Genomic DNA, 13,358 nt, shown 5'->3' on the forward strand with positions numbered 1-13,358 from the left:
TGGTGTGCCGGTGTGTTGACGGGCGTCGGTCACCAGTAGTCGGGCAGGTGGTAGCGGTGGCTGTTGGTGGCGTGCCACTCGTGGTTGCCGGACACCCAGGCGGCGAGCCCCCGGGCGTAGCGCTCCACGAGGGGCGAGGTGGCCGAGAGCAGGGCCGACTCCTCCTCGAAGGCCGCCATGATCGTGTTGTGGATCCCGACCGACCGGAGGTAGGCCTCCTTTAGGCCGCACCCCTCGTTGGCGGCGACGACCTGCGGGAGGTTGAGGTGCGCCGGGTCGCCGGCCAGTTCCTTGGTGAAGGAGTACAGGTCGTTGACGATGGTCGTGGCGTTGCAGGCGAGGGCCGTGATCCGCTGGATCTCGGGGCGGGCGTACGCCTGCTCGGGCAGTTCGTAGCCGTCCACGGCGTCCACGATGGACAGGCAGGGCCGGAAGTTGTTGAACTGCCGCATCACGAGGTACTCCCAGACCTGCGGCACGTGGCGGGTCTCCGCCCACGCGGCCTCGGCCAGGTAGCCCAGGTGCAGCCGGGCGACGTCGTGCACGAACCGGTCGGTCTGGCTCGGTGAGGCCAGGACGGCGAAGTCCCGCAGCGCGAGGTGGTACGAGCGCAGCGGGCCGTCCGCCTGGACGCCGCGCCGCCACTCCTCCTCCAGCGCGGGGGTGCCGTGGTACGGGTCAAGGGCCGACTGAGCGATGACCAGGCGTCCGCCCAGGCCCTTGCGCGCTGCCCCGCGGCCCTCGTCCTCCTCGCAGTAGCAGGAGTCGACGATGTTCTCGGCGAGCAGCAGCTTGCCGGCGGCGGTGAGGCGTTCCAGGTCGGCGGCCCCCGGGTGCTGGAGCACGACGGCACGGCCGAACTGGAAGCCGGCGAAGTCGCCCCGCCAGGCCGCCGGGAAGAGGTCGTTGGCGCGGGCCCAGGCCTCCACGCGCAGGTCGACCTCCTGGACCTTCTCCGGGTCGGCGGGCACCGCGGGCCGGTACAGCAGTCCGGGGATCGGGCCGTGCCGCCGCGCTCCCGCGCCGCGGGCGACGCTCGGGGGTCCGGGCAGGGTGAAGGTGGTGGGTCGTGTGGTCACGGGCTGCTCCAGGCCGTCATTCGGGGAGCCGGCCGACCTGGACGTTCTCCAGGATCCCTGCCGCGTCGGGCACCAGGATGGCCAGCGAGTAGTAGGCGGTGACGAGGTAGCTGATGATCGCGGCGGAGTCGACGCCCATGAACCTGACGTTCAGGCCGGGCTGGTGCTCCTCCGGGATGCCGGTCTGGTAGAGGCCGACGACGCCCTGGTCGGCCTCGCCGGTGCGCAGGGCGATGATGCTGGTGGTCTGGTCGTCGCGGATCGGGATCTTGCCGCAGGGCAGGATCGGGACGCCGCGCCACGCCGGCACCTCGTGGCCGTCGAGGGTCGCGGTGCCGGGCATCAGACCGCGCCGGTTGCACTGCCGGAAGAAGGCCGCGATCGCCTTCGGGTGGGCGAGGAAGACCTTCGTCTTGCGCCGCATCGACAGCAGCTCGTCCATGTCGTCCGGGACGGGCGGGCCGGCGAAGGTGCTGACCCGCTGGCCGTAGTCGACGTTGTGCAGCAGGCCGAACTCCCGGTTGTTGACCAGCTCCCACTCCTGCCGTTCGCGGATCTCCTCGACGGTCAGGCGCAGCTGCTGCTCGGTCTGGTCCATCGGGTCGTTGTAGAGGTCGGCGACCCGGCTGTGCAGCCGCAGCACGCTCTGGGTGAGGGACAGCTGGTACTCGCGCGGCGCGAGGTCGTAGTCCACGAAGCCGCCCGCCAGCGTCGGCTCGCCGACATGGCCGGCCTGGACCGGGACGTCGGCCTCGCCCTTGCGGTTCATCGGCCGGTGCTGCCGGTCGACGTAGGACCGCAGGTGCGCGCCGAGGGAGGGCGCCCGTTCGGTGAGGTCCTCGACGGCGGCCCAGGGCATCGCCAGGACCACCCCGGCCGTCTCGGCCCGCACCGAGGCCGACCACAGCGGGTCGGACTGCCCCACGGCCTCGTCGCCGAGCTGGTCGCCGTCCGTGACGACCCCGATGATCCCCTCGTCGCCGTACTTGCCGCTGGTGTAGCGGGTGAACCTGCCGTGGACGACCAGGTACACCTCCGTCACGGGCTGGCCGGCCTCGAAGAGCACCTGCCCGGCACGTACCTCCTGGGGCCGGAAGTGGCCGGCGATCTCCCGCAGGACGTCCGTGTCGCCGTAGCCGCGCAGGACCGGCAGCTCGGTGAGCGACTGCGGGATGACGCGGATGTCGTCGCTCCCGTTGTGCTCGAAGTGCACGCGGCCGCGGTTCGTGCGCAGTTGCAGACGCCGGTTGACCCGGTACGTGCCGCCCTTGACGTCCACCCACGGCAGGGCCTTCAGCAGCCACCGCGAGGTGATGGCCTGCATCTGCGGTTCGGACTTGGTGGTCGTGGCGAGCTGGCGTGCCGCGCGGGTGCTCAGGCTGGTGAGCTGCTCGGCCGTGGGGTCGGTGGCGGGTTCTTCGACGGCGGGACCGGTGGCGCTGTCCAGTGTGGACACATTCCCTCCAGCAGGGCTGGTCAACGGACGGAGGCGACCGCGGCGGTCGGTGAGGACGTGACGGCGGTGACCCTGTGATCCACTCAAGCAGCCCGGGGAGGGCGCGAGGTACGGCGCGAACGGGGCGGATCAGCGCCCCCGGGGTGGTAAACCTGCCGTCGGGGGCAGGAGTGATCGGCAGTGTGCTCCTGCGCCGCCGGACAGCTTCCGTGAGCCGTGTGACGTGCCGCCCTCCGAGGTGTGGCACCGGAAAACCGCCACCCGGGGCACCCGGCGCGGGGGCGCGCGGCCTCCCGGACGGCGCACCCGGCGCGGGGGCGCGGGCCCGGCCGGCTCCCCTCGGCGGCGGACTGTCACAGAATCGCCCCTCATCCGGTCAACACCGGACAAAGGGAAGTGCGGCCTCGTCCTCGTGCCGCCCCCCGCATCCACACCAACCGGGACATCGACTTGGCGACCACATGCAGCTCCGACGCGGTGACGCTCGGCCGACAACTGAACACGTCCGAGGTCTCCGACACGGCGTTCGCCCTGCTCGACGAGGGGGCGACGGTGCTCGGATGGACCCAGGCCGCCCGGCAGCTCTCCGGGTTCTCCGCCGCGGAGGCGGTCGGCCGGTCCGCCGCCCTCGTACTGCCGCACTTCGGGGCGCCGTCCACCATGTCGGCCTTCGTGGAGCGGTGCCGGGCCCGCGACGGCTGGTCGGGCACGACGGCGGTACGGCACCGGGACGGCCACACGGTCGGCGCGACCGTGCGGATCTCGGCGGTGCGGGGGCGGGACGGAGCGCCCCACTGGCTGGTGTCCCTGGTCAACGCGGGCGCGCCGGCCTCGGACCCGACCGGCGGATCCGTGCGGGGACCGCTGCTGACCCGCGCGCCGATCGGCGTCGTCATCCGCGACCCGCAGTTGCGGTGCGTCTACGCGAACGACGCGATGGAACGCCACGACGGCCTCCCCCACGACCGGCGCCTGGGAACGCGCTTCGCCGACGAGCGGTCCGACGCCGAGTCCGAGGCCATCGAGGGGCTGATGCGGCAGGTGCTGCAGAGCGGCACCGTCAAGGTCCACGAGTACCGCATGCGCTTCCCTGCGGATCCCGGCCCGGAGCACCCGTTCGCGGTGTCGTTCCAGTGCCTCCAGGGCGCCGACGGCCGGGCTCTGGGTGTGTGCGTGATCAGCACCGACGTCTGCGAGAGCCGGCGGGCGCACGAGCGCCTGGCCGCCCTCGGCGAGGCCGGTGCCCGCCTCGGCAGCACGCTGGACGTGATGCAGGCCGGCCAGGAGCTGGCCGACCTCGCCCTGCCCCTGCTGGCCGACTACGTCGCCGTGGACCTGGAGCAGTCGGTCTCGTTCGGCGAGGGGCCCCCGGTCCGCATCGGCACGATGGGCGCGCGTCCTCCCGGCTTCCGTCGTGCGGGCGTGGCCTCGATCCGCCCCGGGGTCCCGGAGTCACCGTGGCTGCGCGGTGAACCGATCGGGGTACCTCCGGGCTCGCCCCTGCACGAGGTCCTGCGCACCGGCACGTCCCGTCTGGAGCCGGCGTTCGACGTCACGCTCAGCGCGTGGGCCGGCGCGACCCCCGAGCTGGCGCGCCGGCTCGGCCGCAGTGGCGCGCACTCCGTCATGGTCGTGCCGATCCGCGCGCGGCGCATGCTGCTGGGGACCGCGCTGTTCGTCCGCACCGCCGACCCCGCGCCCTTCCAGAAGGTCGACCTGCTGCTCGCCGAGGAACTCGTCGCCCGCGCCGCCCGGTCGCTGGACCACGCCCGTCGCTACACCCGCGAGCACACCGCGGCCCTCACGCTGCAACGCACCCTGCTCCCGCGCCAGTTGCAGGGCGGCGCGGCCGTCGAGACGGCTTCGCTCTACCTGCCGGCCGACGTCGACCACTGCGTCGGCGGCGACTGGTTCGACGTGATCCCGCTGTCCGGCGGCCGGGTCGCCCTCGTCGTGGGGGACGTCGTCGGGCACGGCCTCCACGCCGCCGTGACCATGGGCAGGCTCCGTACCGCCGTCCACACCCTCGCCGACATGGAGCTTCCCCCCGACGAGTTGCTGACCCGCCTCGACGACACGCTCCAGCGCCTGGCCGACGGCGACGAGCACGACACCCCGGCGGGCATGGGCGCGACCTGCCTCTACGCCGCCTACGATCCGGCCACCCGCCGCTGCACCATGGCGGGCGCCGGTCATCCCCCGCCCGCCGTCGTCGACCCGCAGGGCCGGGTGAGCTTCCCCGACCTGCCCACCGGGGCCCCGCTGGGCATCGGGCTGGGTGACCCCTTCGAGTCGGTGGAGATCGAACTGCCCGAGGGCAGCCTCCTCGCGCTGTACACCGACGGCCTCATCGAGCACCGGGACCACGACATCGAGGAGGGGATGCGCCGCCTGGGCACCGTGCTCACCCAGCCCGGCCGGTCCCTGGACGACCTCTGCGCCCTCGTGGCGGAGAGCCGCCGCGGCCGGTCCGGGGACGACGACGTCTCCCTGCTCCTGGTCCGTACCCGTTCGCTCGGCGCGGACCGGGTCGCCTCCTGGACGCTGCCCGTCGACGGGACCGTGGTCCGCCGGGCCAGGAACCTGGCGGCCCACCAGCTGGCCTCCTGGGGACTGCAGGGCGTCCAGGACCGGACGACGCTCATCGTCAGCGAACTGGTCACCAACGCCCTCCGCCACGGCACCGGTCCCATCGAACTGCGCCTGATCCGGCACCAGTCCCTGACCTGCGAGGTGTTCGACACCGACAACGCCGCTCCGCGCGTGCGCCGCGCGCACCCCATGGACGAGACCGGCCGCGGCCTCTACCTGGTCACCCAGCTCTCCCGCCGCTGGGGCTCCCGCCCGCTCCCGGGCGGCGGCAAGGCGGTCTGGGCCGAAGTGGACCTGCCCGCCATCCCCGCCCCACGGTCCCCGGAACGGGCCGAGCGGGGGCGCCCCCAGAACAGCTGACGCACAGGCGCCCGCCCTTGCGGTCACCCGCGGACGGTGGTGACGGACGACGGATCACGGCCCTTCCCTCCCGCCGGCCGGCCCCCGACGACCGCGAGCGTCGCGCCGACGACGGTGACGAGTGCGCCCGCGACCTGGACCGCCGTGAAGGACTCCCCGAGGAAGACCACGGACGAGATCGTGCCGAAGACGGGCACCGCGAACATGGTGACCGTCGCGGTGACCGGGCTCACCGACCGCAGGCCCCGGTGGTAGAGGAGGTAGGCGACCGCGGTCGGGCCCACGGCGAGGAAGACGACGTTGGCCCAGGTGCCCGTCGTCAGCGAGCCCCACCGCGTGTGCCCCCATGACGGGATCGCCACCACCGTCAGGGCCAGGGCCCCGGCACCCGTGGCGTACGTCGTCGCCCGCAGCGGCTGCATGCCGCTCAGGACCGTCTTCGACGCGATGCTGTAGACCGCCCAGCAGCCGGCACCGAGCACGAAGACGAGATCACCCAGCAGGCGCGAGCCCGTCAGACCGGGCCCGGAGCCGGCGATTCCGCCGAGGAAGACGACCGCTCCGGCGAGGCCGAGCCCAAGACCCACCGCCCGGACGGCGGACGCCTTCTCCCGTCGCGTCAGCAGGAGGGCGAGCGTGGTCAGTACGGGACTCAACACGGGCACGATGACGCTGCCGTCGATGGCCGGAGCGAGCGAAAGGCCCCAGAAGAAGAGGAAGTTGTAGGCGAAGACGCCGACCAGGCCGACCAGGCCCGCCCGGGTCGCCTCCCTCCAGGAGAACGAGATCGAGCCGGGACGCAGGCAGAGCAGCAGCAGCAGGACGACGGCGCCGCCACCGAAGCGCAGGGCCGCGGCCACCTCGTGCGGCATCTGCCCGACCACGACCTTGGAACTGGTGAACGCGCTCCCGAAGAAGGCCATGGTGGTCAGCAGGTACACGTACGGGACGGCGTCGGTGCGCCGCCCGTCGGCGGGTCGGTCGGTCACGGTGACAGTCCACTCGTCGTCGGGGCGGGGAAGGGGGAGAGGGCGGGAACGGGGGGCGTCGGCGCTACTCCCACAGGTCCGTGGAGAGGTACTTCAGGCCGGAGTCGGGAAGGACGACGGCGATCGTGGCGCCGGCCAGGTCGCCGCGCAGCAGGCGCAGAGCGGCGGCGACGTTGGCACCCGCGGAGAAGCCGGCGAAGACGCCCTCGCGCGTCGCGAGCAGTCGGGACGTCGAGCGTGCCTCGTCGCCGCTGACCTGGACGTGTCCGTCGAGGGGCACACCGCGCAGGTGGGTGAGGTCGGGGCGGGAGAAGCCCCCGCCCTGGACGGGGTGGCGGGGCCGGGTGGCCGCCTGCCCCGCGAGCACCGCCGCGCCCTCGGGTTCGACGGCGAAGCATCTGACGGCCGGATCGCGTTCCTTGAGGGCGCGCGTCACGCCGGCGAGACATCCCCCCGTCCCCACGAAGTCGGCGAAGGCGTCGACCGCACCGCTCGTCTGGTCCCAGATCTCGGGTCCCGTGCCGCGGTAGTGGGCGTCCACGTTGCCCGGGTTCTCGAACTGGTCGGGGCGGAAGGCGCCGAGTTCCTCCGCGATCCGCTGCGCCTCCTCCTCGACCAGCCGGAGGTCACCGTCGGTGACCCGGCCGGGAACGGAGTCCGGAAGCTGGTCCACGAGCACGGTCTCGGCGCCCAGCGCCGCGATCATCCGCACGCGCTCGGCGGAGCCGCCCCGCGACAGGACCGCCACGAAGGGATGGCCGGTGACCGCACAGGCGATGGCGAGTCCCGCACCCGTGTTCCCGCTGGTGACCTCCACCACGGGCTGACCCGGACGCAGCAGGCCGCGGCGCTCGGCGTCCTCGATGAGGTGCTTCGCCACCCGGTCCTTCTTCGACCCGCCGGGGCTGAGGTACTCGAGCTTCGCCAGGACCGCTCCGTCCACGTCCGCGGCCGCGGTGAGCCGGTCCAGTCCGACCATCGGGGTCCGGCCGATCGCATCGATCACGGACGGCAGCACGGCACCGGCGAGCGTTATCCGGGGGGAAGGAGAAGCGCTACTTTCATCTCTCATAAACTACTGTAGCACTTTGAGAAAACGGGTTGAAAAGGGCACAAACAAGGTGCGGGTGCTACTCGTTCCAAGAGAATCTCCCGCGTCACAGCAGTCCGTGCAGTCGCGCCTGATGCGCCGCGGCCGTACGGTTGCGCGCCGCCAGTTTGCGCATCGCCGACCGCAGGTACGCCTTGACCGTCTCCAGGCCGAGCCCGAGTCGCGCCGCGATGTCCACGTTGCTCGCGCCCACCTCCACCAACCGGAGCACGTCGACCTCCCGGGGCGAGAGCACCGGGCGCGACCCGTGGGGCACCGGGCGGCCTTGCAGGGCCCGTTGGATGCGCACCAGTCTGGCACGCAGCGCCGGATCGTCCGTCTCGCCGATGACGGCGGCCAGTTCCGCCAGTGCCCCGCGGGTGAGCGGGGTGCCGGCCCCCGGCCCGCCGCCCAGCCGGTGCTCGGCGTCACGCCGCAACCGCTCGGCCTCGGCGACGGCCGCGCGGACCGTCCGGTCGCCGAGGGGCCCGCCACCGCGCACCGCGCCGTACAGGACGCCTCTCACCTCGCCCCTGACCAGCACGGGTACGGCGAGGACGGATGTCAGGCGCTCCGCCAGCACGACCCGGTCGTACTCGTGGGTGATCGCCATGCTGGTGACGTAGTCGTCGACCCGGAGCGGGGCTCGGCGGCACAGCACGCTCCCGCCGAGCCCCCTGCCCGCCCGCACGACGAGTCCGCGCGGCGAGTCCCCCATCGTGCCGAGGAGCGCACCGAGGACCAGGTGCAACCCCTGCGCGTCGCGCCGGGTCGTGCCGCCGAGGACGACGGGCACGCCGGTCGCCTCCCACAGGCGCTCCAGTCGCGCGGGCAGCAGCGCGTCGATCACGCGCCGGGTCTCAGTGCAGTCGTCCACCGACCGCTACCGTATTGCGCCAGTAGCGCTACATGTTTGCCTCATGCACCATGGTAGCGGTGGCCGACAGTCCGACGGCGTGCCGGGGGAGGCTGCCGCGGACGATCACCGTCGCGCCGCTGCGCTCGAGCCTCAGGTCCGGCATGAGGCGCCGCAGCCAGGCCAGGACCACGCGGTTCTCGCCGAGCACGTCGCAGCACACCTGCGTGCAGCCGAACGAGCCGAGGACAGCGGCCACTTCGCGCACGAGCCGGCGGCCGATCCCCCGGCCGCGCTGGGCGTCGGCGACGACGACCCCGATGTCGACGGTGTGCTCGCCGGTGCGGACCGCCATCACGTGACCGACGACGGTGTCTCCGTCCAGGGCCAGCAGTACCAGCTGCCGGGATGTGACGGTCACCATCTGCCGGACCAGGGCGGGGCTCACCTGACGCAGGGGCGCGAAGAACCGCCGGCGACGGCTGTCCGGGGACAGCCCGGCCAGGAACTCTCCGACCGGCCCGTCGTCTTGGTGCCGGGCACGGCGTACGGCGATCCGCCCCGCCGGTTCCCCGCGATCCGTCCGCTCCGGCGCATCGTTCCCGTCCATGGACGTGGACTATGAGGCGGCGGGCGCCGCCGCCGCTACCCGCGAAAGCGGGTATCCGCGTTGATGCCCGCGGGCCGGCTTGCGACGATGACGCGACGGCCGGGTCGGCGACGCCGGACGCGCCGACAGATCGGAAGCACTATCCTTTTTGTCATGAAAAGGAGTAGTAGATCCGAAGACATCGCGGCGACCCTGCGGCAGGAACTCGAGCGGTACTCCCCGGGGGAGAAGCTGCCCTCCAGCCGGTCGCTCGTCGAGCGCTTCGCGGTCAGCCCGGTCACCGTCTCGCGCGCGCTGGCCGCACTCTCCGCCGAAGGGCTCCTCGTCACCCGGCCGGGGGCCGGCGCCTACCGGGCGCAGCACAGCGCCATCGACACCAGGACCGTCGACACGTCCTGGCAGCAGATCGCGCTCACGGCCGAGGACCAGCCGCCCGGAGAGCCCGCTCCGCGGACCGTCGACGCCTCGAGCGTTCTGGCCGGCCTCCTGCCGCCACCTCCGGGCGTGATCGCCTTCAACGGCGGCTACCTGCACTCCTCGCTCCAGCCCCAGCAGGCCCTGGGGGCGGCCTTCGCCCGCGCCGCCCGCCGTCCCGGCGCGTGGGACCGCCCGCCCCTGGAGGGCCTGACCGCGCTGCGCTCCTGGTTCGCCCGCGAGGTGGGCGGGCCCAACGGCGGGGTCATCCCGTCGCAGGTGCTCATCACCGGAGGCGGCCAGGCCGCGCTGACCACCGCCCTGCAGGCCCTCGCTCCCCCGGGCTCCGCGGTCCTCGTGGAGTCGCCCACCTACCCCGGCCTGCTGTCCGCCGCGCGGGCCGTGGGGCTGCGCCCCGTGCCGGTGCCCATCGACGACGACGGTGTGCGCGTCGACCTCCTGGAGGAGGCCTTCGCGGCCACCGGTGCCCGCGTCTTCTACTGCCAGCCGCTCTTCCACAACCCCACGGGCGCGGTCCTCGCCCCCGACCGGCGCCGTCGCGTCGCCGAAGTCGCCCACGCGGCGGGCGCCTTCGTCATCGAGGACGACTTCGCGCGCCGGCTCGGCCACGGCGGACCGCTCCCGCCGCCCCTGGTGGCCGACGACGCCTACGGGGCCGTGGTGCACGTCAGCTCGCTGACCAAGCCGGCCTCGCCGAACCTTCGCGTCGGTGCGCTCGTCGCCCGCGGCCCCGTCATGGAGCGACTGCGCGCCATCCAGTTGGTCGACAGCTTCTTCGTGCCGCGCCCGCTCCAGGAGGCCGCCCTCGAACTCGTCGGCACCCCTGCCTGGCCGCGTCACGTGCGCTCCATCGCCTCGGCCCTCCAAGAGCGCCGCGAGGCCATGCTCGCCGCGCTGCGCCGTCACCTGCCGGGCGTCGCTGCCACCGTCCGCGCTCCGGCAGGCGGCTACCACCTGTGGCTCCGGCTGCCCGAGGGCACCGGCGAGTCCGCCCTCACCGCCGCGCTCCTGCGTGCCGACGTGGCGGTCTCCCCCGGCCGCCCGTACTTCGCCGCCGAGGCGCCGGCCCCGTACCTGCGGCTCAGTTTCGCCGACATCGCGGGCACCGACGAGATCTCGGAGGGCGTCCACCGCATCGCCACCGTCTGCGCCGAGTCCGGCATCCCGGTGGGCGGCGCCTGACGGAACGGGCGCCGGCAGCGCGGCGCCCGGCATATCGCTACGCGGAATTTCCGATAGCGCTACTGAAAATCTGATATTTGACAGTAGCGGTTCGCTGACCGATGCTTGATGAAGCACGCGTTACCCGCGAGTAGTTTTCCCTTCCCCAGGCCATCCGGTCGTTCTCGCGGGCGCTGCCGGCCGATGAACCACGCCATCCGCTGTGCTTCCCGGCCCCCGGTCCCGACGGCTGAGGAGAGCACCGTTGACCCCGACCACCGCTCCGCGTGAGAGCTACTACCGGCGCACGGGCGAGCACCGCTACCGACCTACCCCCCACGCGGAAGGCGCCTGGAACCCGGGCGAGCAGCACTTCGGCCCGCTCGCCGGACTCGTCGTCCACGCGCTGGACCGCCATCGGGCCGCCCGGCCCGCCGACGGCCTGGTCCCGGCACGGATCAGCTACGACATCCTCGGCTTCCTGGCGCTCGACGAGTGCGAGGTCACCGTCGAGTCCGTCCGACCCGACCGCACGGTCGAACTGCTGGAGGCAGTCGTCGCCGTGGCGGGCCGCCCGGTGGTCCGGGCACGCGCCTGGCTCCTCACGGCACTCGACACCGCCGCGGTCGCCGACACCCCTTTCGAACGCCTCGCACCGCCCGAGGACTTCGCCCCTTGGGCGATGAGCGAACAGTGGGACTGCGGTTACGCCCGGTCCCTCCAGGTCCGCCGGAGGACCTCGGGCCGGGCGGGCCGCGCCACCGCCTGGGTCGGCAGCCACGTGGGCCTCGTCGCCGGCGAACCGAGCACCGCACTCGCGTCCTTCGTCGCCCGGGTGGACGTGGTCAACGGAATGGCCGTCCAGCAGCCTCCCACGACGTGGATGTACCCCAACATGGACATGACCCTCCACTTCCACCGCCTCCCCGAGGGCGATTGGACCGGCCTGGACACCACCGTCAGCTTCGGCCCCGCCGGGCAGGGCCTCACCAGTGCGGTTCTCCACGACGCCGGCGGTCCGGTCGGCCACGCCCAGCAGATCCTCACCGTCCGCCCCCTGGAAGGCGTCAGCCGATGACCGAGACCGTCCTGCGACTGCTCCGGGAGCGCAGGCGACAGGGGAGCAGCCCCCTGAGCCGTCGCGACGACGCGCGCCTGGTCCTCCTGGTCGAAGGCGGCAGTTCCCGCGGCGCCTACTCCAGCGGCATGGCGATCGCCATCGAGCAACTCGGGCTGCTACCCCTGTTCGACGCCGTCTACGGCAGTTCGGCCGGAGCGCTCAACGCGGCGTGGCTGCTGTGCGGCCGGGCCGAGTCCACCATGCACGCCTGGTGGACCCCGGCGATCATGAGGACGACCATCGATCCCCGGCGCGCCCTGCGCCTCCGGCCCGTCGTGGACACCCGCTTCCTGGTCCACACCGTGTACACCGAGATCATGCCGATGGGGTTCCAGGAGATCCTCGACAGCACCGTCGAGTTCCACCCGATCGCGACGGACGCCCGCACCGGCCGCCCCACCGATCTGCACGAGCACATCCGTGACCAGGCCGGCCTGCAGGCGGCGCTCCGCGCGTCCGCTGCAATGCCCCTGCTCGCGGGCGAACCCGTCGAGATCGGCGGGCGGTCCTTCGTCGACGCCGGGGTGAGCGAGGCGGTCCCCGTACGGACGGCGCTCGCGCAGCGGGCCACCCACATCGTCGCCCTCCGCACACGCCGCGCGGACGAGACCCCGTCCGCTCCGCCCCTCGGCCAACGCCTGGTGATGTCACGCTGGTTCGCCAGGCGCGCGCCAGGAGCGCTCATGCCGTGGCTGCAGCGTGAGGCGATCAGGACGGAGGAGGAACGGCTCCTCGCCTCGCATCCCGCGACCCTGCAGATCCGTCCCCCGCTCGGCAGCGCGCCGATCGGCAACACCGAGCGACGCCCGGGGCCTCTCCGTGAAGCCGTCGGCACCGGCCGGCGGGCGGCACTGGCCGCGCTGGCCGGCTGCCTCGACGAGCCCGTGGCAGCGGGCTGAGCCGACGCGCCACGAGCGTGCCGCGGCCGCGGCCGCCCCCGGACGCGCTCCCGTACACCCCGCCGTACCGCACATGTCCACCGCGGGGCCCGTCCACCGGGCCCCTGATACACACGGAGCTCCCGCCATGGGCCACTACAAGTCGAATCTCCGCGACATCGAGTTCAACCTGTTCGAGGTGCTCGGCCGCGAACGGGTCTACGGGACCGGCCCGTTCGCCGAGATGGACGTCGAGACCGCCAAGGACGTCCTGGGCGAGGTCGCGCGCCTCGCGGAGAACGAGCTCGCAGCGTCGTTCGAGGACGGTGACCGCAACCCGCCGGTCTTCGACCCCGCCACCGGCGGCGCACCGCTGCCCGGCACCTTCAAGGACAGCCACCGGGCCTTCATGGACTCCGGATTCTGGCGCCTCGGCCTGCCCGAGCAGATCGGCGGCACCCCCGCACCCCGCTCCCTGATGTGGGCGTACGCGGAACTGGTGCTGGGAGCCAACCCCGCCGTCTGGATGTACGTCTCCGGCCCCGCGTACGCCATGGTGCTCTTCGAGGAGGGCAACGAGGTCCAGAAGAGGATCGCGGCCCTCGCGGTCGAGCGGCAGTGGGGCTCGACGATGGTGCTCACCGAGCCGGACGCCGGCTCGGACGTGGGCGCCGGCCGCACCAGGGCCGTCGAGCAGGAGGACGGCTCCTGGCACATCGAGGGCGTGAAGCG

11 protein-coding genes are annotated in these 13,358 nt (G+C 73.1%); 5 read left to right on the forward strand and 6 right to left on the reverse strand.

Annotated features, from left to right (window positions below):
- Window positions 1-29: 29 nt before the first annotated feature.
- Both ACZ7MY_RS26955 and ACZ7MY_RS26960 read right to left on the reverse strand, forming a co-directional pair.
- Window positions 30-1,079 (reverse strand): family 2 encapsulin nanocompartment cargo protein terpene cyclase, encoded by a 1,050-nt coding sequence (locus ACZ7MY_RS26955; RefSeq protein WP_499605576.1) that lies wholly within the window; start codon window positions 1,077-1,079, stop codon window positions 30-32.
- 16 nt (window positions 1,080-1,095) lie between these two features.
- The gene (locus ACZ7MY_RS26960) at window positions 1,096-2,535 is read right to left on the reverse strand and encodes a family 2B encapsulin nanocompartment shell protein (protein WP_499605578.1); all 1,440 of its coding nucleotides are present in this window, start codon (window positions 2,533-2,535) and stop codon (window positions 1,096-1,098) included.
- Between the two features lie 450 nt (window positions 2,536-2,985).
- On the opposite strand from ACZ7MY_RS26960, the gene ACZ7MY_RS26965 reads away from it, so the two are divergent.
- Window positions 2,986-5,487 (forward strand): SpoIIE family protein phosphatase, encoded by a 2,502-nt coding sequence (locus tag ACZ7MY_RS26965; RefSeq protein ID WP_499605581.1) that lies wholly within the window; start codon window positions 2,986-2,988, stop codon window positions 5,485-5,487.
- A 23-nt stretch (window positions 5,488-5,510) separates the two neighbouring features.
- On the opposite strand, the gene ACZ7MY_RS26970 is transcribed toward ACZ7MY_RS26965, so the two are convergent.
- The 4 genes from ACZ7MY_RS26970 to ACZ7MY_RS26985 form a co-directional block, all read right to left on the reverse strand.
- The gene (locus tag ACZ7MY_RS26970) at window positions 5,511-6,476 is read right to left on the reverse strand and encodes a DMT family transporter (protein ID WP_499605583.1); all 966 of its coding nucleotides are present in this window, start codon (window positions 6,474-6,476) and stop codon (window positions 5,511-5,513) included.
- Between the two features lie 64 nt (window positions 6,477-6,540).
- Entirely contained in the window at window positions 6,541-7,482 is a 942-nt protein-coding gene (locus ACZ7MY_RS26975; protein WP_499605585.1) for a PLP-dependent cysteine synthase family protein, read from the reverse strand.
- Between the two features lie 151 nt (window positions 7,483-7,633).
- Complete coding sequence (locus ACZ7MY_RS26980) at window positions 7,634-8,443, reverse strand: LuxR C-terminal-related transcriptional regulator (RefSeq protein ID WP_499605586.1); 810 nt, start codon at window positions 8,441-8,443, stop codon at window positions 7,634-7,636.
- Between the two features lie 28 nt (window positions 8,444-8,471).
- Entirely contained in the window at window positions 8,472-9,032 is a 561-nt protein-coding gene (locus tag ACZ7MY_RS26985) for a GNAT family N-acetyltransferase (RefSeq protein WP_499605588.1), read from the reverse strand.
- A 153-nt stretch (window positions 9,033-9,185) separates the two neighbouring features.
- Here ACZ7MY_RS26985 and ACZ7MY_RS26990 point away from each other — a divergent pair, with 153 nt between their 5' ends.
- From ACZ7MY_RS26990 to ACZ7MY_RS27005, 4 genes are all read left to right on the forward strand, one after another.
- Entirely contained in the window at window positions 9,186-10,649 is a 1,464-nt protein-coding gene (locus tag ACZ7MY_RS26990) for an aminotransferase-like domain-containing protein (RefSeq protein WP_499605589.1), read from the forward strand.
- Window positions 10,650-10,893: 244 nt separating this feature from the next.
- Window positions 10,894-11,706 carry a thioesterase family protein gene (locus ACZ7MY_RS26995; protein ID WP_499605591.1) on the forward strand — a complete coding sequence of 271 codons (813 nt, stop codon included), beginning with the start codon at window positions 10,894-10,896 and terminating at the stop codon, window positions 11,704-11,706.
- Window positions 11,703-12,647: a patatin-like phospholipase family protein gene (locus tag ACZ7MY_RS27000; RefSeq protein WP_499605593.1), complete on the forward strand. Its 945-nt coding sequence runs from the start codon at window positions 11,703-11,705 to the stop codon at window positions 12,645-12,647. The genes ACZ7MY_RS26995 and ACZ7MY_RS27000 overlap by 4 nt, the downstream gene beginning before the upstream one ends.
- A gap of 127 nt (window positions 12,648-12,774) precedes the next feature.
- Window positions 12,775-13,358, forward strand: a 584-nt coding sequence (locus ACZ7MY_RS27005; protein ID WP_499605594.1) for an acyl-CoA dehydrogenase family protein, incomplete at its 3' end; no start/stop codon positions are given.

This window comes from Streptomyces sp. NPDC111520 (assembly GCF_055635295.1).